A 23,344-nucleotide genomic window follows, 5' to 3' on the forward strand; every position below is an offset into this window, starting at 1 on the left:
TGAGTAAATCTAATTTGATATTTGAGCAATGCTAAATTTAGCGGTCCCTCAAAAATAACAAAAATCAAAAATAACGCTTAGAAATTGCTACCTAAATCAGATTATACCAGCGGTGACCAACCACGCGCCTCAACCAAATAGGCGTAACATTTGGTCTTTTGGTAATCCATATTATTTAAGGGTAATTTAAAACTGATTATTGCAAAATCGCTTAGCTAATCGTACAGTCAATAACAATACGCTGAACTTAATGTACGCGTATAACTCGCCTAACAAAAACATAGCTAACAATCCGTCGACCTAAAAATGGACCTACTATCGATGAGCACACAGCCAATCGACAAGCATCGCCTGCTTCATGCTTTGCAAAATAGTTTAATATTTGGCGAACTACCGCCGTCATTAATCGAAGATTTAGCGCAAAAAATGCAAATTTTCGCAATTGCTGGCGGCGAAACCCTTTATCAACAGGGCCAACCATCAGACTCGTTAGCTATAGTGATTAGTGGCCGTTTTAAAGTTCAACAAACTGATAATAATGGCGAGGTGACTCACTTAGGAGAAGTCCATTCTGGTCGCTGTGTCGGTGAGCTGGGCCTTATTCTAAATCAAGCGCGAGCGGCAAACGTTATTGCCAGTCGCGACTCTTCGGTAGCAAGCCTAAGTAAAACAGATTTTGAACGCCTATTGTGTGCTCACCCAATTGAATTTAATCGGGCTATTACCCGTCGAGTTTATGAATTTAGTCTACATCATAATCAACGCCCTCCCAGTATAGGGGCGACTAATTTTGCATTAGTGCCATTAACAGCCGGCTTAAATATAAAAGCACTTGCAAACAAGCTTGCTAAGCAAATGGCGCAAAATGGCTTAGTTCATTACTTCTCGGCTGAAGAAGGTCAAGACTTTCACTCGGTTGACGGGGCTTGTATCCACTCTAGCCACCGCTTTAACGATTTAGAACAAACACACGACTATTTATTACTGGAAACAGAATACCAACTATCAGCTTGGTTTTTACTCGCCATTAGACAAGCCGATCATATTATTTTAGTGGCCGACAGTACAACGACACCGCAGCAACTAACCCTAGCAGACGATATTTTAACTGTTATACAAACCTCAGATGTTAAGCAAAGCTTAGTGCTATTGCACGACGAAACCGCTGAACACGCCAATGTCGATCGCCACTGGCCACAAATTTTCAAATTAGATGGTATATACCCTATTCGCTTAAATAAAGAAGCTGAAATAGCTAGATTAGTTCGCTTTTTAACCGGAACTGCCATTGGTTTAGTGTTAGGTGGTGGTGGGGCACGTGGCTTAGCTCACGTTGGGGTTATACAAGCATTAGAAGAAGCAAATATCCCCATCGACATCATATGTGGTAATAGCATGGGGGCATTGATCGGCGCTCAGTATGCGTTGAGTACACCCTCTAGTGAATTAATCTCCAGTACGCGCAAACTGATTTCCGGTGGTGAACGTCCAACATTACCGATTTTTTCGTTACTGGCTGGCAAAAAAATCAAAGCCGGTTTACAACAAATGTTTGGCGATCTTGAAATTAACAGCCTGTGGCAACCTTTTTTTGCAGTCTCTTGCAACCTGAGTAAAGCTAAAATTCATACTCACGATTCTGGCCCTGTGTGGCATGCCATATTAGCCAGCAACTCACCAGCTGGGATCCTGCCCCCCGTTATTCAAAACGGTGAACTCTTTGTTGACGCAGCCTTGTTAGACAATGTGCCAGTCAAGCCCATGCGCGACAAGCTTGGCTTTGGCACTTTGATAGCGGTAGACGTAGATGTACAAGAAGAGCTTAAAATCGCTAACGAAATTAATACGTTTTCGCCTTGGCGTACATTAGCTCAGTACTTCAATAAAAAACGAAACAGCCAGTTACCGAATATCATGGAAATTTTACAACGTTCTGGACATTTAGGCGGGCTAGCTAAACGAGAAACATCAATTGCCATGGCTGATTATTATTTGCAACCGCCAGTGTCACAGTTTCGACTGATGGCCTACAACAAAGGCCGGCGCATTGCAGATGCTGGTTATCAATATGCCAAACAACATATTGCAGATATTAAAAACACCATCTCTAAAAAATCGTAAAAAGGATATCGATTTGTTAACGCTTGCCACATCACAAGCTAACCGTAAAAGTAAAAAATTACCTTTATCGTTAGCGCAACAGCAAATTTGGTTAGATCAACAGCTACACCCTCAAAGCCCACATTTAACCACGGGCGGATTGGGCTTTATTAATGGACCGCTAGAGCTATCACTTTTTGAGCAAACCGTAGCCAAAATGGTTAACGAAAACGATGGGTTACGGCTTTTACCATTAACTGACGGCACGCAAATATTAATAGAACACTGGCAAGAAGACTTGCTCGAATACCATGATTTTAGTCAGCAAGAAGATAGCGAACAGGCGATTGTGCAATGGTGGGATAATACTTATCCGTCTGCTATTCCACTAGATGGTATACACAAACCTTGGCATATCTATTTAATTAAATCGACACCAGAGCGCTATTGTATCGCCATGAAATACCACCACATCATGATAGATGGCTTTAGTACCGCATTAGCCATGAATACCATGAGTGTCATATACACAGAACTGGCAAGAGCAAAATTAAAAATTACCGAGGAGCCCCTACCACTACCGGCTATTTACGCAAACGGACAAACCCAATATCAGCAATATATTACGGAATCACAAGCCTACTTGCAGTCAAAAGCTTGCGCTGCCGATGAAAAGTATTGGTTAAATTTGTTTAAGCAATTACCTGAACCATTATTGGAAGCCAAGTACCAATGCAACAACAAAGCCCAAGGTAGTTTACCTAACGCATTTAATCATTATCATCACATTGCGGTGCAGGATTATCACTTTTTTCAAGAAACGGCTAAAAATCAAAAAGCCACCACTTATCACCTTTTTATTGTCGCCATTTGTATCTATTTTTCGCGTATATACAATAAACAAGAAGTCGTGATCGGCGTACCCGTTTTAAACCGTAGTGGCAAAAAGTATAAATCGACCTTAGGCATGTTTGTGGTGATTATGCCGCTTAAAGTTTACGTTGAGCCAGACGCCACAACCGAATCATTGATTGAACAAGTTGTTGCGACTTTACGCGCGAGTTATCGCCATGCCCGCTACCCTGCCAGCATGCTAGGTCAAAAACTGGGCATGGTAGCCAGTGGAAAAGATAGATTTTTCGATATTACGGTGTCATTTGAAGCCACTAACTATAGTGCGCATTACCTAAACGCACCAACCAGCGAACCTAGGCATACTTTTGGCGATTAAGCTCGTTACCCATTATCAATTGCCATCTGTGAGTTTCATGAAAATGAACCCACTGAACTCGTGGTATCAGGTAGTGAAGAATATTTTTGTCAAAAAGAAACAACCGCGTTAGGCCAACATATTCAACGCTTACTTACGCAAATGTGTAAGCAGCCAAGCCTGCCTTATACCAAACTCAACTTAATCAACCCCGAAGATCTTGCCTTACCTAACCAAGATGATTTAAAGCCCAACGAAACCATCATCAGTTCGTTTTTACAACAGGTAGAAAACGTTCCAAACAACCCAGCTATCATTTGGCAACAAGATCAAAAGATTAACCAACTAAGCTATTTAGCGCTCAACCAACAAGCTGATCAGGTGGCTTTGGCGTTACAACAACACAATATACAGCCAGCCGATATCATTGCAGTTAAATTACCGCGAACGGCACAAACGCTTGTCGCCTATATTGCCATACTAAAAATGGGGGCTGTCTTGATGCCGATGGATCCGGATTTGCCCGCATCGCGGACTCATCAACAGCTAACCAATAGCCGTGCAAAACTCATTTTTTTAGAGACGACAGCAAGTGAACAAAATGACAACCAAGAACCCAATGTTCAAGATATAAACCAAGCACAAACTCAGCAAAAGCCGATAATAACCATTACTTTTTCGCAGTTGTTAGCATGGTGTCAAGAAACTCACCAAACAAGCAGTATCAATACCTTGCCACGTCAGCAAGATCTTGCTTATGTTATGTATACCTCAGGCTCAACAGGTTTACCAAAAGGCATATGCGTTAGCCATCAAGCATTGATAAGCCGAATTAATTGGTTAAAAAGCACACTTGAATATAGTGCTCAAGACACTTGGCTACAATCGATTCAGCTGAGCTTTGATCCCGCATTAATCGAAGTCTTTTTACCTTTATGCTCTGGTGCTAAGGTCGCGCTTGCAGGACCAGGAAAAATTGCACCGAATGAGTTAGCCAAATTAGTCCATGACTTTACGGCCACTAGCATAATATTTGTTCCCACTACATTAAATTATTTTAATCAAGCGGCGACTGAATTTGCCAATTTACCCTTGCGTGTAGCCATTAGTGGCGGCGAGGTTTTGCAACAAACTCAAGTAGACCAATTTCACAAATTAACCAACGCCAAATTATTTAATTTATATGGCCCAACCGAGGCCTGTATTTTTGCAACCAGCTACCTAACACAAGCTAATGCGCCCTATAAAGCGGTGCCAATTGGCAAACCGGTTGCAAACACCAGCATTTATATATTAGACGTTCACGGTATGCCACTGCCAAACGGCTGTATAGGTGAAATTGCAATAGCGGGTATTGGGCTTGCTAACGGATATATTAACGACGAAATAAATACAGACGCACGTTTTGTTAAAGCTCAATTTAACCCAAGTACGATCTTGTATCTGTCAGGTGATAAAGGCTTTATCAATGAGCAAGGTAACCTAGAATATGTAGCGCGTATTGATCAGCAAATTAAGTTACGTGGTCAAAGGATCGAGCCTAAAGAAATAGCATTAACGCTTGTGAAACACAGCTTAGTCACCACGGCTGCGGTTAAGCTAATTGACAATACATTGCACGCTTGGGTTGTATCACCCAATACACTTAGCCAACAGCAAATAAACCTTGTAAAACAAGCGCTACACCAAGCATTACCCGCGTATATGGTGCCACAGTTTATCCATCAACTTAGCAGTATTCCCAAACAAACAAGTGGCAAGATAAATTACGCTCAACTTACGCCAGTTACAAAACCTACAACCAACTGCACTGCACCACTTGCTCCTTTGCCAGCCCATTCTTTGCCAAACCATTCTCTGCCAAATAACAAAACCCAAGTAATTTTACTTAAGCTGGTTCGGCAAATACTCAGTAACAACAACATCAATGAAAACGATCACTTGTTTGATGCCGGAGCCGATTCACTCGCCTGCTTACAACTAATAAGCGAAATAAAAACCCATACAGGTAAAAACATCTCGTTTTCGATTTTGCTTGAGCATCCTACTGTGGTTTCGCTGGCCTCTGTGCTTGAAACATTGCAGCCACCCACCTGTATTAATTTAACTTTTAATCCGCAAGGCAAAACTCTATTTATTGCCGCATCGAGCCACAACGATGTGCTGCGTTTGACTAATTTAGCGAAAGCTTTAGGAGCTGAATATTCGGTTTACGTGCTGCAACCACCATTAACAATGGAGCCCAACAATCCGTCATCCGCTTTAACGGTTGAAAGCATAGCCAAGCACTATGCATCGGTTATTAGTCAGTACAATTTTACTCAGCCAATAACCTTAGCCGGTTTCTCGGTTGGAGGGGTTTATGCTTTAGAAACTTGCCGCCATTTATTAAACAGTAAAATAGTCGTTGAGCATTTATTTTTAATTGATACCACCTATCCTGTGCTGCCCAATATGTCGGTATTAATTTGTAAACTTTTTAACAAATTCGCGCAGCTAGTTCGACGTTTTCAACAGCCTATTATTCCTGTTTACATGCGCAATTTAGTTAATGATCCGGGATTAAGAACCCAAATTATTGGGCTTAAATCGTATCGACCTTTACCCATCAATCTGTCGACAACCCTGATCCAATCTAAACAATTACTATGGTTTCATCGATTGACTTTATCTTTTTGGGTAAAACTGTGTGCGCAAAAGCTATCGACATCATTAGTTGCGGGCAAACACAACACGTTATTTTTACCGACTCAGGTAAAGGGAGTAGCGCAAGCCATAAAACAGGCGATAACCAAAGCCAATAAGCCTATGTCGCAGACTATTTAAACAATAATACTACGGCTTGTTGACGCACTTGTTAAAACAACAAATTACTCTATGATATTGATTATTAGTTGTACTAATTAACCACCAATCTCGCCTAAAAATTTGGAGCTAACATGAAGGATGATCAAGCAAGTTCCACCGCTTTGTCTGTATTACAAGGTATAATCTATGTGTCAAACAAACCGCAATTTGCCAATTTAGTTTCAACTGAAACGGCAAATGCCGGAAAAAAAATCCTCGCGGCCACCCGTCAAGGTCAAAAGCGCTTAAAGCAATTAAGTAACCCGCTGTTCGTTGCTGCAGTCCCCTTGATGGAAAAACTCATGATGCCAGGGATCACCTTACATTATGCGTTGCGTAAAAAATATATTGAAGATACCGTGCTCAATGCCATTAATGACGGCTGTACGCAAGTACTCAATTTAGGGGCGGGGTTTGACACGTTAGCTTATCGCTTTTCAAAGCAATACCCTAACATCAACTTTATTGAACTGGATCACCCCGCGACTCAGCAATTAAAAAGCCAAGCACTAGCAGTTGACAATTCTGCCACTGACAATTTACATCTTATTTCGGTTGATTTTACCCACCAAACACTGGCGCAAGTATTAGAACAAGCAAACTGTTTTTACCCCGACAAACCAACCATTTGCATTATTGAAGGGGTGTTAATGTACTTAACCCCTGAACAAATTTACGATTTATTTTTAGCGATTTCAGGTCAAATTAAAGCACCAACCAGTATTGTATTTACCGCAGTCGAGCCAGCATCAGCTAATAAAGGTTCTTATGGCCCACTGCTAAATATTTATCTAAAAATCAAAGGTGAACCGTTAAATTGGCTGTGCAACCGCCAAGACTTGCCGACATTTATGCAAAAAACGTATTTTGAAATCGATCATATAGCCAATTTTGAGGCTTTTAAAAGTAAATATGTGCCAGAGCATAATGGCGATATGCATCGCAATGAATACATAGCATTAGTCACCAAAAGGACTTAACAATATGCCTGTTAAAGTACAATTGGCCACCACAACCGAATTAATAGACAAGGTATTTCAGTTAAGACATCAAGTTTTTGTCGAAGAAGAAGGTTTGCTAGAACCGACGGAAGATAAGCGGATCATGGATCGATACGACGCTTATCCAAGTACAACGCAAATGATCGCCATTCAAGACGATACACCGGTTGGCTGTTTTCGGCTGTCTCTTGATTCACAACAAGGTGTACCTGCCGACAATTATTTTAACTTTAGGCCGCTGTTACCCGCCGATGCCGTCATCATGCATACAGGGTTATTTTGTTTGTTATCTGACTACCGAACAAATGGCTTGGCTATGTCTTTAATCCTAATGAGCGCCTACTTTGCCCATTCTAATGGGGTGACGCATGTTGTTGCACCAATCAACCCCAAGATAGCTAGGTTACTGTCTCGTATTGGATTTACTCAAGTGGCAGACGAATTTACTGATCCGCATTTGAATGCTCAAGTTCGCCCTATGATGCTGAACATGAAAGATCTCAATGACTTTTTTCTGAATTTTATCAACAAGAACCAACTACATGATTTTCTAATGGATTATGAACGTTGGTTTTACCGTGAAGGCGACACTGTGGTACAAGGCGGTACACCAGGAAATGAAGCCTTCATTATCATTGAGGGTCAAGTCGAAGTCAGAGTGCCGAGCACAACATATAAGATCGCCCAATTGGGGCAAGGTGATATGTTTGGTGAGTTAGCCTTGATAACCGACGAAGTTCGCTCTGCCGATATTGTGGCCACATCCGAAGTGCAAATGATGGTTATGTCTAAACAGGTGTTTATTGATCGCTTTATTAATCAACCAGAACATGCATTAAAACTGATGCAACTGTTAGGCAAAAGAACGCAAAATTTAATACTGCAACTAAGAGCTAAACAAGCTGTGGTAGATTAATTATTTGTATTTATTCAGCGTAATAAAATTGAAAAGCCATAGGTCGTTTCATATCTGCACAGAAAGTAATTAATCTACCTGATTTTGATAAAAACAGCCGTTTAAAAGCGTAAAATTTTCGTGGGCGAGCATTTATGCTTGCAGAGCCTGCAAACCTTTCTGTTCAAATGAGCAAGATGTCAGAATTTTGTACCCGAAAAACTCTAAGCCCTGCATCCATACAGGCACCAAAAGTAGGAACTTGTTAACCCAGTCTCGCCAACAAAATATCGCTTTAGATGGGTATATAGTCAAAGCGATCGGGTTTTAGGGGAAGCCGTCAAGCTTCGAGACCCCATGAGCATATGCTCTATTATGTGATTGGGGCGAGTAAGCGCAGACAATGAACCATAAAATCTGAGCGAGAAGACTATAGCAAAACTTGATTTAAATTTGAAAATCATAACTGATTTTCATAAACACACTGCGTTGATCTTGCTCAATATCAATTCGCTGCTCTTTTTGCTCAGCTTTATCCGCGTAGCCTAAATAGAAAACAGTTTTAGGATCAGGCTCATAAGCGTAAATTAGCTGGGTGCTAATACGTTTATTTAAATCATCAACCTCTTCGTTGTATAAATCAATATTACGGGTTAAATCGGATTGGGTAACCACCAAACGCAAAGAGTTATCCAAATTAAATTGCACATTTAAGCGAAAATCGAGTTTATTAACATCGTACAATTCACCTAATTCAACATCTAACACCTCACGGGTATATTTGGTTGAACCCGTTATATGCTCACCTAAGCGCCAATTAGAGCCAAACTCCATTTTAGTTCTATCTGCTGGACGGGTATTTTTTACATCAATCGCATCACCTAGCGTCCAGCGCGTCCAAACTCGAATATTCTTGATGGGATCAATTCTGCCATACAAATTTAAATAGGTTAACGCAAAGACTTCTCCATCCCAGTAGGCATCTTTGCTAATAACCCCAGCCTTAGCGTGTAATTGTTTGGGGCCATCCACCCATACATGGGCTTCATATTCATTTTCTAACTCAATTCCCGTTTGCTTTTCTTTAGTGCGATCCCAATCTCCATGGATCCCCCAACGTGTCCATGGGCTGCCTTTTTTACCGAACCACCATCGACCGCCACCGAATAACACCCTATCGTAACCCACTTTACCAATCGAGCTTAAATCCGCTCTAAAGTCCGTATCATAATCAATATAACGACCAACTAAATCATAGTTAGTTTGTAAGTATTTGTATTCCAAATTAATTGCATCGCCATTTTGTTCAACTGGAATATGAGCTAAAGGATCGTTGGGTTTAGGCGGTTGTTGCCCTTGAGGTGGCTTGTGGCCTTCTGGGGATAAAAGTGGCTTGCCTTCTTTTTCTAGCTTAGTTTTACGAAAAGCTAACGTATTATCTGAACGAGAATAGGCATATTGATATTTAAAACGATGTTCATTGACAGGTTGGTATACACCATCAAGCGAAACCACGCTATTTTTGTAGCCAGTATCATTCTCGCGTTGAGTCATTAACACGCCCATATTACTGCGCTGATCGAGATTATGCTGGTAACGTGCCACTAAGTTATTAGAGGCGACCTCATTGTCACTTTCGTCTTTTAAGTTAGCTTGCCAAGAGCCTTGACTGCGTGGCACGATAAATTGACTACTGGTGTCATTAGCCAGCAAAACTCCATAATTACTATTACCCTGCTTACCGGTAAACTTTACCCCGTAATCGGGTGCCACTAAATTTCGTGTATGGACTAAAGACATGCGAGAAGTGGAAAAGTAATCACTGCCATCTAAAAAGAAATCACGGTTTTCACGATACGTCGGAGAGAAGCTACTATTAACTGTGATTTGTTCAGCATCTGCTGACGCTTGTGAAAAATCAGGATTTAACGCAACATTTAATATATTGTCCTGCGTTATCCCCCAACGCATACTCAAGCTTAAGTCGGTTTCAATACTTGTATCAGGCCAACTCGCCATCACCGTAGGATCAGCATCCGTTACTTCACGAGTCTGCACTTTTTTGGCTGTAATACTAGGGACTAACTCAATATCACTACCGGGGGTAATATCTTTAAAACCACGGTACTTAGGTATTTGACACAAAAAGCAGGTGTTGCCTCGTTCTTTTGCTTGTGAGTTTATGTTAATACGGCTATCACGTGGCATAATTCGGGTAATTTCTATACCCCATTCTAAATCACTATTTTTAGATGATGAAAAGCGTAGCGCAGAAAACGGGATCGCAAACTCAACATCATAACCCTGTTGATGCTTATAACCTGCGCCCTGCCAAACGGCATTCCAAGCGCCATTGGTTCGGCCTCGTGTTTCATCACGTAATCGATCCCACTGAACCCCATAAGGGTTGAGAGAGAATTGAAATGCCTGTTGTTGCTGATTAAATGTGTCTAGCGTAATAGTCACATGATCATCATTGCCGATACTGTCACGGCGCTTATATTCTGCCCTGATCAACTCAGGATTAAAGTCTTGTGCTTTTACGCCAACAAACAGAGATTGACCATTTTGAAATATAAACGCTTGAGTACGCACTTGGGCTTGGGTGTTATCGGTTGGATACGTCACCACGTCGACATCGACAAGTAAAGCTTGCTGCCAACTTGATTCAGAAAGCTGGCCGTCTATCTCGATAGACGATGGTAAATAAGGTATTGAATTAACTGCTGTGCCTTGCGCTGCATACGCCACTTTAATCCAACCCAAACACAACAAAACGCAGGCTAATACCGCTTTACGACTCACAAACAACCCCACTTGCGCCCTCATTTATATGACAAATATACAAATACTGCGCAGTTTAACCAAAATTGATATGTTTTGCTGCTAGTGAGGTCATTTTTTACTTTGGTTAACGAATTGTAACAAACATCCGATGTTTGAATATTATGATACAACAGCAAATAGATATGGCGCTCTCAATGTATAAAACTAAAAAGCCCAAGTGCGGCAACACTCGGGCTATAGTCTTCTCGCTCAGGCCTTATGGTTCATTGTCAGCGCTTACTCACCCCAATCACATAATAGAGCATATGCTCATGGGGATTCGAAGCTTGACGGCTTCCCCTAAAACCTGATCGCTTTGACTATGTTTTTTAAACAAGCAAGTATAGCAATAGGTTTTAAGGTTTTTTGCTGCGTCTAATTTCAGCTTTACGTACCGCTTTACGAATACGATTAGCTTTGATTCGCTCCACTTTATTGTTACGTGCAACCTCTTTTCTCATTTCAATTGGCCGCATTTTTACCATTTGACGTAGGTAATTGATCTCTTTAGTTTCAAGTTCAGCCCAACCACCCAAAGGTAAATTGCGTGGAAGGCGTAACTGACCGTAGCGAATACGAGTTAATCGACTCACTGTACAGTCTACCGCTTCCCACATGCGGCGAACTTCGCGGTTACGCCCTTCTGATAAGGTCACATGATACCAACGGTTTAAACCTTCACCACCTTGACGCGACACTTTGGTAAATTTGGCGGGGCCATCTTCTAATTGCACACCCATGCGTAATTTTTGCACGATACCATCGGTAACCTCACCAAATACGCGTGCAGCATATTCTCGCTCGACTTCATGTGATGGGTGCATTAATCGATTGGCTAATTCACCGTCTGTGGTAAATAACAATAAGCCACTGGTGTTAATATCTAAGCGACCGACTGCTATCCAGCGGCCACCGTTTAAACGCGGTAAGCGGTCAAACACGGTTTTATCATGATCAGGATCGGAACGGCTGCAAATTTCACCTTCAGGCTTGTTGTAAATTAACACTCGGCAAGGAATAGATTCAGCCGTGCTAAATTTAATTTGGTTACCGTCAACGCGTAAAACATCGCCTTCGCCAACGCGTGCACCGAGCTGGGCAACTTCACCATTGACACTCACGCGCCCTTCTGCAATAACGCGTTCCATTTCACGACGAGAGCCAACACCGGCTCTAGCCAGTACTTTCTGTAGTTTCTCTGACATCGGATTCTCCCGAATCGGATTGATTTTCGTTAGTCGGTCCAGTTTCAGGTAAGTCGTCTATAAAAGGAGACTCATTACCTAAATTAAAGGATGCGGGTGCCACTTCAGGCAGTGGCGGTAATTCTTCTAATGACGCTAGGCCAAAATAATCTAAAAAAACAGGCGTTGTCGCAAATAATGCTGGACGCCCGGGTATTTCTTTGTGGCCAATCACTTTGATCCAGCCACGTTCTTGCAAGGTTCGAATAATACTAGAGCTAACCGCAACCCCACGCACTTCTTCAATTTCACCTCGGGTAATGGGTTGTCGATAAGCGATTAACGACAAGGTTTCTAGCATGGCACGCGAATATTTGGGGGCTTTTTCTGTCCATAATTTAGATAACCATGGGCTGAGTTCACTACGGGTTTGAAAACGAAAACCCGACGCCACTTTAATTAACTCAATACCTCGACCTTCGTAGTGATTTTGTAAATCTTTAATCAAGCCGTTAACCATACGCACAGACAAATCAAATTCATCTAAAACCGTACTACGTAAATTATCGATAGACATAGGTTTGCCAGCTGCAAAAATAGCGGCTTCAATAATTTGCGTATAATGTTGCTTTTGTTTTTTAGTGGCCACGCGCTTTCACTTACTTATCCGCTTTTAAAAAGATTCCAACAAACCGCGCTGGGCCAATACACGTTCAACCGTATCAACCGTCGTTTGTGTTTGCGTATCAATCTCTAAATTGACTTTAGCACCTAGGCTTAACTTATCAAAATTAGTGATTTTCAAAGTTTCAGGGATCAGGTGCACCCAAAATTTGCCCTCAGCCACCTTGCCTATGGTTAAACTACAACCATTTAAGCCAATATAACCTTTATGAAAAACATATTTTTGCCACACCTCTGGCACGGAAAACTCAATCGCTATTTCCCCGTCGTTTTCTAAAAGCTGTTCTACTTTAGCTTGAGTATGAACATGACCAGATAAATGATGGCCGCCAATTTCATCGCCAAACTTGGCCGCTCGTTCAATATTAACCCAATCGCCGGCGTTTAAATCCGCTAAATTGGTTAAACGTAAGGTTTCTGGAATAACGTCAAAAGCTAAACTCACAGATTGACTTTCAAGCTTATGTTCAATCTCAACAATAGTTAAACAGGCACCGTTAATCGCCACACTAGCACCAGTTTCTACTCCTCTTGCTTGTTCATCGGTCAACTCAAGAATAAATTGCTTGCCGTAGGGCTTTGATTCTACAGCAACAAGTTGGGTTTCAAACTTAACAATGCCAGTAAACATGCTTTCTCTTAATATTTCGTAATTACGCTTATCATTTACGCTAAGAGCCGTTAAACTGCGCGGCCGATTAACTAAAGATTGTGGATTCTAAATTTATGGCCGTATTTGTGCAAGCTAAGCGTATCATTCAGCTAGCTTGGCCGATTGTGATCACGCAGTTAGCTCTATCCGGAATGGTCACTATCGATACCATTATGGCGGCGCGCTATAGCTCGGTTGATATGGCAGCTGTCGGCACATCTTTAGGTTTATGGTATCCCATTTCTCTTTTTGCTTTAGGTGTATTAGCTGGCTTAGGCCCAATATTTTCACGTGATTACGGTGCGCGTAATAAACGTACCGGCAATAGCCACTTTAGTAATGCCTTAGTAATAACCACGGGGCTGGTTGCTTTTACAGCTCTGCTAATGCTTTTTAAAACGCCTCTATTAGCGCCGTTAGCGTTTGACCCTGCCATGCTAACGATAATGCATGATTACCTGTTTTACTTAACGCTAGGGCTACCTGGGTTTTGTTTCTTTATTTTGTATCGAGTATTAAACGAATCCATGGGCAATACTCGATTATTAATGTGGCTACAACTAGCAGCATTAGCATTGAATATTCCGCTCAATTGGATGTTTATATTTGGTGAGTTTGGCGCGCCTGAATTAGGCGGTGCCGGCGCAGGCATTTCAACCACCCTACTTAACTACCTGTTGTTTTTTGTGATTTGGTATATCAGTAATAAACATGCCAATTGCCGCCCTTATATTAAGCGTGCCAGCATAAAATTTGTCACCGTTAAAAAATTACAAGAGTTACTCAAACTTGGTTTGCCTGTTGGTGTGACCATGTTTTTAGAAGTAGCATTGTTTGGCGCTGTCGCGCTAGCGATTGGTCGCTACGGCCCAGAGGCTGCTGCTGCACATCAGGTTGCAATTAACTTTGCCAGTATGATGTGGATGATACCGCTGAGTTTAAGTATTGCCACCAGTGTTGTAATAGGCCAATCGATGGGCGCTAAAAGCCCATTGCAAGCCATACAAGCAACCAAAGCGGGTGTATATATAGCGGTATGCTTTGCCGCAGTAACCGCGACCATCACCATAGTCGGTCGGCATTATGTATCATTAATATACACACAGGATGTTGCCGTGGTTGAAATTGCCACCGCATTACTAATTTGGGCCGCTATTTTTCAGTTGTCTGATGCAACGCAATGTGTCACCTTGGGGTCACTACGCGGTTTTAAAGATACACAAAAGCCTATGTGGTTTACCATATTTTCCTACTGGGTTATTGGCTTTCCCGCTGGTTGGATATTTGCAGAAACCACTTGGTTCTGGCATGAGCCATTAGGCTTGCATGGCTACTGGATTGGCTTATTGACGAGTTTGTCCTGTGCCGCCATTTTATTAAGCTTACGACTAAAACGAATTATCTATAAAATTCGTCGGATTAGTCGTTTCCGCCATTCGCCTCGCGTTCGCTAAAGTGCTATGATCGCGCGCAGTGCAGTTATACTAATACTCGATTTGTACCCAATTACTATTCGATTTGATTTATTTATAGGAACACACCCATGAGCCTAGCTGATAAGGTTTTAGCCGTTAATGATGATTTGCCGATCCGTACTGATAACCCTGTACACAGTGGTAAAGTGCGCTCAGTATACTGGCTAACTGAAGCTGATAGCCGCCGTTTAATCCAAGAAAAAGGCTATAATGTTCGCCCCGATGCACCACTTGCCATTATGGTTATTAGCGATCGTATTTCAGCATTTGACTGTATTTGGCACGGTGAAGGCGGTATGCGTGGTGTTCCGGGTAAAGGCGCTGCATTAAACGCGGTTTCTAATCATTGGTTTAAACTATTTAAAGACAACGGCTTGGCCGATAGCCATATTCTTGATATTCCTCACCCGTTTGTTTGGATAGTGCAAAAAGCTAAACCGGTCAAAATCGAAGCCATTTGCCGTCAATACATTACCGGATCTATGTGGCGTGCCTATAGCAAAGGCGAACGTGATTTTTGTGGTATTCAATTACCAGAAGGCTTAGAGAAAGACCAAAAGCTCGCTGAATTACTGATTACTCCGTCAACCAAAGGGATATTAAAAGGCATCCCTAACGTGCCAGAAGTTGACGATGTCAATATTACCCGCGATGACATTGTTAATAACTATGCCGACTTCAACTTCGCAAGCCCAAGCGATATTGATTTGTACGAAAAGTTATTAAAAGAAGGCTTTAATGTAATTAGCGATGCATTAGCCGAAATTGATCAAGTGTTTGTTGATACGAAATTTGAGTTTGGTTATGTCGAAGACGCTAACGGCAATGAAAAACTCATCTACATGGATGAAGTGGGAACGCCTGATTCATCACGAATTTGGGATGGCCCAAGCTATCGTGAAGGCAAAGTTGTAGAAAATTCAAAAGAAGGTTTTCGTCAATTACTGCTAAACCATTTCCCAGATCCGGATATTTTATTAAACAAAGACCGCATGGACGAGCGCTCAGCTTTAGCACGAGATAATGCACTGCCGACCGAAGTGTTGATGAAGGTATCAGAAACTTATGTGTCTATCGCAGAAAAAATTACAGGCGAAAAGCTAGTATTGTCTGACAATCCTAAAGCCGAAATTATTGCAGTACTGCGTGACCAATATGGCTTAATTGATTAATGGCAATGGATTAGTGATTTAATCACAAAATAAGCCGTTGCAAAACGGCTTATCCCATCTTATTCAAACCACCTAAAATAGGAAAAACCATGTTAGCGCCTGTTCATGATTTATTACTTGATCTACAAAAACTAACCAAGTGTCCGAAAGTGAGTTTAGCGCTAGAAGCTGAATTAACGGACTGTTTGTTAATTGAATTCAGCCATATTGATAATGGCCTAGAGTATTTAATTACCTTGGAGATCCCACAAGAAAGTTTTAACGATGCGGAACTTGATCAAATTAGCGATGCATTTTTTGCTGAATTAGATACGCAAAAACAGCTACATGCTAATGAAGAAGGCGGCTGCCAGTAGTTAAAGCTTGCTACCATTTTATAAACTGCAAGCTGTTGCCATTCAAACACACTAATTTGGTGTGTTTGAAACAAAGAACAAAAATACGGTAATGCGCTTCGTGGTAAGAAGCGCACATTATTTAAAAATCCAATATTAGGGTTGAGCTTGCAACACAGGATCAGCTTGACCGACTTTAAACGTTTCATGGAAACGCGGCATATTTTGTTCGTGCCATTCTCCACCCGCATCCCATATATGGAACCACTTGGGTTGTTGATGGTCCCAACTCCAAATTTCAATTTGCGAAACCATTTCACGAAGCAACCAAGGCTTTTGCGCGGCTAAATCATTGTGCTCACCCGGATCGGTTTGCACATTAAATAATTGCCACGGGCCTTCTTTACTGGTTCGCACGACCTTGTAATCACCTAAACGACCCGAGGTTTCGCTAAAGCCTTTTTGGTGACGCATCGCGTAAATCATTTTGGTGTCGTGAGTCGGCTTACCCGCTTGTATTTTCGGCCAAACATTATAGCCGTCTAAGTCTTTGCCTTCGGGTATTTTGGCGTTACCTAAGGCGGCAAACATAGGATAGAAATCTAAAGCTGAAACCGGATGATGAAAGGTATTGCCACCCTTAATTTCTTTTGGCCAATGGAACATCATAGGTACACGAATACCGCCTTCATAGGCACTACCCTTACCTCGGCGTAATGGATAGTTGTTAGCGCCTTTAATGGTTTTACCACCATTATCACTTAAAAACACAATCAGCGTATTATCATATTCACCAGTACGTTTTAGCGTATCGACTAATTTACCAACGCCGCGATCAACCGCATAAACCATGCCCGCATAAATTTTCCGATTTTTGTCGGTAATATTAGGGAACAAAGCCATGTCTTCTTCTTTCGCTTCTAACGGTGTATGCGGCGCGTTATAAGCGAGATATAAGAAGAATGGTTTATCTTTTTTACTGGCTTTTTCGACAAAGGTAGACGCTTCACGCGATAAGCCATCAGTTAAATATTCAGGCTCTCGTACTTCTTGACCGTTATATTCAAGCGGCCAGTAATACATATTAACGTTATGCTTACCACGCTTAACTAGACGCTCATATTCTGGCTCGTATTTTTCCGGAAAGTAATAATGCCCGCCCGCTAAAAAACCATAAAACTCATCAAAGCCACGTACATTCGGGTGATGATCAGCATGTTCACCTAAGTGCCATTTTCCAATAGCTCCAGTGTAATAGCCGGCGTTTTGCAACACCTTACTAATAAAAGTTTCTTCCTTAGGTAAACCTTGGTTGGAGCCCTTACGCGGTAAATTAAATTGCGCGCCGTATTCATGCGGATAGCGGCCTGTCATGAGCGCGGCTCGACTCGGGCCACAAAATGGATGCGCTACATAGGCCGAAGTAAATATAGTTCCACCGTAAGCTAGTTGATCAAGATTGGGGGTTTTTAGATCAGGTGAGTTATTAAAACCAACATCAGCATAGCCATGATCATCAGTTAAAATAACAATGATATTGGGTCGTTCGTCTTTCGTAACTGCACCGTTATTGGCAACATTTGCGCTATTAACATCTTGCGCACACCCCACTAAGCTTAACCCTGCTAGTACAGATAAGCTCAACAACACGTTTTTACATTTCATAAGCTGTTCTCTGCTCAATAAAATAAAGGATTTACAGAATAAATTAGAGTCAGTTTTTGGCACTGACTCTTAAATTACTGAATAAGGAATTAATGCGGCAGTATATTTTGCATTTGATGACGGAAGCGCTCGATAGTTGGATCATCAACACGCACTAACTCTTGCTCCATCATTATCACTAACTCTTTTAACTTAGCTTTGTATTTTGGATCTTTTGCAAGGTTATTTAATTCAACCGGATCGTTTTTCAGGTCATATAATTCATCACGGCTATCACCTGGGTACCAAACAAATTTAAAGTCAGGCGTTCTTATTGCTCGAATACCGTGCCAAGAGCCGTTGTACCATTCATATGCATACAAGTGCTTATCGACTTTGCCAGCATCCGCTACATCACCTTTTTCCATTAAATCAGTTAAATTACGACCATCAACTGCACCGTCATTCGGTAAGCTCATCCAATCCGCTAACGTTGGCGTAACATCAATTAACGAAACCTGACGCTCAACAACACGTGGGGCGATATCTGGGTTACGAACCAATAACGGAATACGCATTAATTCATCGTAAGCATATGGACCTTTATCGTATAAATTGTGCTCGCCTAGCATTGAACCTTGATCACCCACCACGACAATATGCAAGTCCTCATAAACACCTTCGTCCTTCGCGGTTTGAATAATATCGCCAATAGCTCGGTCGATCATGGCAATAGCACCATAGTAGAAGGTACGCATTTTTCGCCATTCTTCGTCATTTAAATGAGTTACATCATGCCATGGCCAGTAAGGCTCTTCTTGCGACATAGGTTTATTAACACGCTCTGCCATATGGTTGGCAGGAACTTTCGCTGTTTTATGGTCGTACATACTGGCGTAAGGCTCAGGTACGCGATAAGGTGGATGAGGTTGACTGAAGCTGATCACACCAAAAAATGGGCGACCGTCTTTTTTAGCCTTTTTAATAAATTTTTGTGCATTTTTAACCTTACTATACGCTTCTGTATCTTCATACGTGCCAGGTAAGGTCTGAAAATATTGATGCTTTTCACCATTTTCGTGGGTGAAGCCCTGTTTAAATTTTTCTACGTCTTGACGCATACCGTAAGGTGTCCATTGACGTAATGCTTGCTTACCGACATGCTCTTTACCGTAAGTAAATTCTGCGCCACGTAAAGCCGGTCCGTGGTAGCCTAAATGCCATTTACCGACATAGCCAACGTTATAACCATTGTCTGAAGCACGGCGGATAATACCACCTTCTGACATGCTTAAGGCATGAACACGTGAATGGAATAATTCAACATTGTCATCCAACCCTGTTCTGTGTCCCCAACGCCCAGTAAAGAAAGCCGCACGTGAAGGTGAACATAAGCCAGTGGTTGTCATTGCATTATCAAACCGCGTTGATTGTGCTGCTAGGGCATCGATATTAGGGGTATTTACAGGACCGCCTCGGTAAGAAAAGGTATCAAAACGCATGTCATCAAACATAAGCACAATGACATTCGGTTTTTTAGCGGTTTGAGAGGTACTGACAGTAGGAGACGAAGCTTGAGTACCTGTCATTGAACATGATGCTATGCTGATGCTACAAACAGCTGCAATGCTGCCCGCAATCAATTTTTTTAACATTTTTGTGTGCTCCAGTATTAACTACTTATAAATGTAGCAAGCCTTCACCTTTTCACTAAACTGCTAGTGCATAACCGTTTAAGCGAAAAAGAGGCAAAACAGCGAAATATCGAGTAACGCTGTTTTGCCTACCAAGCACAGCAAAAACAAAGGTGAACAATCGCTTGCTCACATTTCTATTTAAACCGATTTTGGCCTTAGACTCAACAACTAATTAACATTAATTGTTATTTTTATAAAGATATGATGTTTAAGCAAGTGCGGCGTATGTAAAATTGCGTAAAACATACGCCTAAAAAGGTGGGGTTAAAGTGTTTTAACTGATTTTCGCTCGACTAAACTAGGCATAAATAGATGCGTTTTAGGCGTGGCATCTTTTCCTTTGGTCGTTAAAGCAACAGACAACTCAGCCGCATATTTAGCCATTTCACTAATGGGATAATGAATAGTCGTCAAGGTAGGTCGGCTGGTCTGACAAAAATAAAGGTCGTCAAATCCAATAACCGATACATCTTCAGGTACGCGTATACCCATATCTTGTAACTCATTGATAGCACCAACCGCCATTAGATCGTTGTAGGCAATAATAGCGGTAAACTTTGCATCGCTTTCGACTAATTGACGAGCTAGCAATCGTCCTTCATCAATCGTGCCGATAGGATCGAATAAAATATTTTGTTCAGGGATGCTTATTCCGGCTTTTTCACAGGCTTCGAGTACCCCTGTTAATCGATCTTTTGGGTCGGCAATTTTTCGAGAGTGAGAAATAACCGCAATATCTTTATGCCCGCTGTCGATAAGGTACTTCGCTGCCAAGCGGCCACCTGAAACATTATCTAGCCAGACACAACGCTCAGCGATTTCAGGAATAAAACGATTGATAATAACCAGACCAGGAATACGCTCAGCAAGTTGGATAAGCTCATCATCTTCGACAAAATTAGTATGAATAATGATGTTGTCACAACCTTGCTCACTAAAAGAATAAATGGCTTCTTGTACTCTTTCATACTCGTCAAATGAGTTAGCGATAAGAATTTTATAGCGAATTTTAGAAGCGGCTTCTTCAACACCAACGCAGATAGGACCATGAAATGCACCCGCAATATTTGGTGTGATCAGCCCTATCATTTCAGTACGATTACAAGCTAATGCACGCGCGTTGGTGTTGGGGCGGTAACCCATTTCTTCAACTATCTTTTTAACATGCGCTTGGCATTTTTTACCAACACGCCCTTTACCACTTAGTACACGGGAAACAGTTGACGTTGAAACACCGGCTTTTTCGGCAACATCTTTAAGCGTAACGACCATTTAGCACTAAACCTTAACTCAAACTTATTTTGAGCAATATAAAGGCATGCGCAAAAATGCGCAATCACTTGCTCAAAAATATCAAATGAATAGGCAAAATTCTTCGGGCTAATTACAAAGAGACTAATTAAAAAAAGAAAGGGTTAATCTGCTGTGCGATTTTTTTTGTAGCGTTTATCGTAGGTTTTAGCAACTTCAATACAAAGATCTAATTGATGCTCATAGCGGGTATTTTCATCAACACCAAAATGATTTTTTATTGCTTCTTCTATTAAAATTGCCCGATTAGAATCGGTTTGCGCATCCATCCAATTAATCAGCCATGGCGGTAACTTAACATAGATACCTTTCTTTTTTTCTGATTCGGATTTACTCGGGCGGCCGACTTTTTTCATCTAGGACTTATACTGAATTAAATTGCAGGCGAGTATATACAGATTTAAACTTTAGACAATGGTTTTTAACGTATATACGTTTATTTTTTAAGCAAACGATTCAAAATAATACGAATTAAACTGGGCTTGATAATAAAGCAACTTTATAATCACCAAATGAAAACACCTGATTACATACTCGCGTTTCGCCAGCAATTCCCACTGTTAGTTAATAACCCAGAATTAATCTATCTGGATAACGCGGCGACGACCCAAAAACCTCAATGTTTATTAGATAGTATTTCACACTTTTATAGCTACTTGAACGCCAATACCCATCGTGCCAATCACCAGTTGGCCAGCAGTGCCACCCAACAATTTGAGTTGGCACGAGAACAAGTTCAGCATTTTATTAATGCTAAACACTCAAAAGAAATAATTTGGACTAAAGGCACCACTGAGAGCATTAATTTGCTGGCACAAGTTTTATCACAATGCGATCTACTTAAAACAAAAGGAAAAGAGATCCTTGTTAGCCAGTTTGAGCATCACGCGAACCTCATCCCCTGGCAACAAGTTTGTCAATCATTAGGCTTAACGCTAACCGTTGTTGAAGTCGAAAACATGGACGCCAATAGCATAATAAAGCGTTTTGCACAGCACATAACAGAAGACACGGCTCTCGTAGCCTGCACTCATGTTTCCAATGCTTTAGGTGTTCGTTTACCTGTAGAGCAAATTGTTGAGTTAGCCAAGTCACACAATGCTTTTAGTTTGATAGATGGTGCACAAGCGATCAATCATCATCCAATCGATGTGCAAGTTTTAGATTGTGACTTTTATGTATTTTCAGCCCACAAAATGTATGGCGCAACTGGGCTTGGTGTCCTGTATGGTAAACAAGCCATTTTAGAACAACTTCCTCCCTATCAATTTGGTGGTGAAATGGTTAGCCAAGCGCAATTCCACACGGCCACTTTCAATCAGTTACCGCATAAATTTGAAGCCGGAACCAGTAATACCGAAGCTGTCGTTGCCTTTGGTGCGTTATTAGACTGGTTGACTGAACAAAACAGAGACAAGCTACATCACTATGAACAGCAATTAAGCCAATATCTGTATAAACAACTACAACAGCTGGATTTTGTACAAATAATTAGCCCAAAGACAGCCACTGGCTCCATCGCATTTAATCTAATTGATTGGCACCCTGCTGATGTTGGTGAATTACTGTCACAGATGAATATAGCGGTCCGAGTGGGTCACCATTGCGCTCAGCCATTAATGACAAAGTTAGGTTTAAGTAACGGCTGTATACGAGCTTCCATTGCCGCATACAATACAGTAGAAGAGATAAATAAACTCATCACCGGCTTACAACAAATAAAAGAGTTTGAATAATTTATGGGGTCTATACAAAACAATATTGGCCAGATGCAAGCCCAATTTTCCCAATTTAATCAGTGGGAAGATAGGTATCGCTTTATCATGAAAAGTGGAAAAAATTTAGCGCCCTACCCAGCTGACAAGCTTAATGACGACTACTTAATAGACGGTTGTGAAAGCCGCGTATGGTTAAATTGGAAAATACAAGATAACAAATTATTCATTCAGGCAACGAGCGAAGCACGCATTGTTAAAGGGCTATTATGGATCTTAATTACGCCAATTGACCAACAACCTTTAACTGAAATAGCCGAGCTTGATTTAGCAGCTTACTTTCAAAGTTTAGGTTTAACTAAACACTTAAGTCCAAGTCGTGGCAATGGCCTGCTCACCATAGCCAAGCATATACAACAAATAGCACAACAAGCTTAAGTGTCAATTTACAAATATCCTTTGTTTTATAGTCAAAGCGATCGAGTTTTAGGGGAAGCTGTCAAGCTTCGAGTCCCCATGAGCATATGCTCTATTATGTGATTGGGGCGAGTAAGCGCTGACAATGAACCATAAAACTTGAGCGAGAAGACTATATC

The 23,344-nt window shown here is 41.4% G+C and carries 18 protein-coding genes; 10 read left to right on the plus strand and 8 right to left on the minus strand.

All coding sequences use genetic code 11. From position 1 onward, the window contains the following. The first annotated feature begins 321 nt into the window (after positions 1-321). The 5 genes from C2869_RS01570 to C2869_RS01590 all read left to right on the plus strand — a co-directional run bounded on the left by C2869_RS01570 (position 322) and on the right by C2869_RS01590 (position 8,074). Positions 322-2,121, plus strand: a complete 1,800-nt coding sequence (locus C2869_RS01570; protein WP_159083981.1) for a cyclic nucleotide-binding and patatin-like phospholipase domain-containing protein — start codon at positions 322-324, stop codon at positions 2,119-2,121. Positions 2,122-2,134: 13 nt separating this feature from the next. Next, positions 2,135-3,331 (plus strand): condensation domain-containing protein, encoded by a 1,197-nt coding sequence (locus C2869_RS01575; RefSeq protein ID WP_159083982.1) that lies wholly within the window; start codon positions 2,135-2,137, stop codon positions 3,329-3,331. 60 nt (positions 3,332-3,391) lie between these two features. Then, a complete protein-coding gene (locus C2869_RS01580) occupies positions 3,392-6,136 on the plus strand; it encodes an amino acid adenylation domain-containing protein (protein WP_108601290.1) in 2,745 nt (914 codons plus the stop codon). A gap of 113 nt (positions 6,137-6,249) precedes the next feature. After that, positions 6,250-7,137 carry a class I SAM-dependent methyltransferase gene (locus C2869_RS01585; RefSeq protein WP_108601291.1) on the plus strand — a complete coding sequence of 296 codons (888 nt, stop codon included), beginning with the start codon at positions 6,250-6,252 and terminating at the stop codon, positions 7,135-7,137. Between the two features lie 4 nt (positions 7,138-7,141). Further along, complete coding sequence (locus C2869_RS01590) at positions 7,142-8,074, plus strand: N-acyl amino acid synthase FeeM domain-containing protein (RefSeq protein ID WP_108601292.1); 933 nt, start codon at positions 7,142-7,144, stop codon at positions 8,072-8,074. A 426-nt stretch (positions 8,075-8,500) separates the two neighbouring features. Here C2869_RS01590 and C2869_RS01595 read toward each other — a convergent pair whose 3' ends face one another. From C2869_RS01595 to C2869_RS01610, 4 genes are all read right to left on the minus strand, one after another. Next, complete coding sequence (locus tag C2869_RS01595) at positions 8,501-10,858, minus strand: carbohydrate binding family 9 domain-containing protein (protein ID WP_159083983.1); 2,358 nt, start codon at positions 10,856-10,858, stop codon at positions 8,501-8,503. Positions 10,859-11,235: 377 nt separating this feature from the next. Continuing rightward, complete coding sequence (gene rluB / locus C2869_RS01600; RefSeq protein WP_108601294.1) at positions 11,236-12,084, minus strand: 23S rRNA pseudouridine(2605) synthase RluB; 849 nt, start codon at positions 12,082-12,084, stop codon at positions 11,236-11,238. Further along, a complete protein-coding gene (gene scpB / locus C2869_RS01605) occupies positions 12,053-12,712 on the minus strand; it encodes an SMC-Scp complex subunit ScpB (RefSeq protein WP_228710735.1) in 660 nt (219 codons plus the stop codon). The genes rluB and scpB overlap by 32 nt, the downstream gene beginning before the upstream one ends. Positions 12,713-12,736: 24 nt before the next feature. Next, positions 12,737-13,378 (minus strand): riboflavin synthase subunit alpha, encoded by a 642-nt coding sequence (locus C2869_RS01610; protein WP_108601295.1) that lies wholly within the window; start codon positions 13,376-13,378, stop codon positions 12,737-12,739. Positions 13,379-13,458: 80 nt separating this feature from the next. Here C2869_RS01610 and C2869_RS01615 point away from each other — a divergent pair, with 80 nt between their 5' ends. From C2869_RS01615 to C2869_RS01625, 3 genes are all read left to right on the plus strand, one after another. Beyond that, complete coding sequence (locus tag C2869_RS01615) at positions 13,459-14,853, plus strand: MATE family efflux transporter (RefSeq protein ID WP_108601296.1); 1,395 nt, start codon at positions 13,459-13,461, stop codon at positions 14,851-14,853. Positions 14,854-14,942: 89 nt separating this feature from the next. After that, a complete protein-coding gene (locus C2869_RS01620; RefSeq protein ID WP_108601297.1) occupies positions 14,943-16,046 on the plus strand; it encodes a phosphoribosylaminoimidazolesuccinocarboxamide synthase in 1,104 nt (367 codons plus the stop codon). 89 nt (positions 16,047-16,135) lie between these two features. Next, positions 16,136-16,402: a hypothetical protein gene (locus C2869_RS01625; protein ID WP_108601298.1), complete on the plus strand. Its 267-nt coding sequence runs from the start codon at positions 16,136-16,138 to the stop codon at positions 16,400-16,402. Between the two features lie 135 nt (positions 16,403-16,537). Here C2869_RS01625 and C2869_RS01630 read toward each other — a convergent pair whose 3' ends face one another. The 4 genes from C2869_RS01630 to C2869_RS01645 all read right to left on the minus strand — a co-directional run bounded on the left by C2869_RS01630 (position 16,538) and on the right by C2869_RS01645 (position 21,389). Then, positions 16,538-18,046, minus strand: coding sequence for a sulfatase-like hydrolase/transferase (locus tag C2869_RS01630; protein ID WP_108601299.1), 1,509 nt, complete (start codon positions 18,044-18,046; stop codon positions 16,538-16,540). A gap of 89 nt (positions 18,047-18,135) precedes the next feature. Continuing rightward, positions 18,136-19,680: a sulfatase-like hydrolase/transferase gene (locus tag C2869_RS01635; RefSeq protein WP_108601300.1), complete on the minus strand. Its 1,545-nt coding sequence runs from the start codon at positions 19,678-19,680 to the stop codon at positions 18,136-18,138. Positions 19,681-19,986: 306 nt separating this feature from the next. After that, entirely contained in the window at positions 19,987-20,994 is a 1,008-nt protein-coding gene (locus C2869_RS01640; RefSeq protein ID WP_108601301.1) for a LacI family DNA-binding transcriptional regulator, read from the minus strand. 143 nt (positions 20,995-21,137) lie between these two features. Continuing rightward, positions 21,138-21,389, minus strand: a complete 252-nt coding sequence (locus tag C2869_RS01645; protein ID WP_108601302.1) for a hypothetical protein — start codon at positions 21,387-21,389, stop codon at positions 21,138-21,140. A gap of 156 nt (positions 21,390-21,545) precedes the next feature. On the opposite strand from C2869_RS01645, the gene C2869_RS01650 reads away from it, so the two are divergent. Together C2869_RS01650 and C2869_RS01655 are read left to right on the plus strand one after the other, a co-directional pair. After that, positions 21,546-22,769: an aminotransferase class V-fold PLP-dependent enzyme gene (locus tag C2869_RS01650; protein ID WP_108601303.1), complete on the plus strand. Its 1,224-nt coding sequence runs from the start codon at positions 21,546-21,548 to the stop codon at positions 22,767-22,769. Positions 22,770-22,772: 3 nt separating this feature from the next. After that, on the plus strand, positions 22,773-23,186 hold the full coding sequence (locus tag C2869_RS01655; protein ID WP_108601304.1) for a SufE family protein: 414 nt from the start codon (positions 22,773-22,775) through the stop codon (positions 23,184-23,186). Positions 23,187-23,344 lie beyond the last annotated feature (158 nt).

The sequence above is a fragment of the Saccharobesus litoralis genome, assembly GCF_003063625.1.
GTDB lineage: Bacteria > Pseudomonadota > Gammaproteobacteria > Enterobacterales > Alteromonadaceae > Saccharobesus > Saccharobesus litoralis.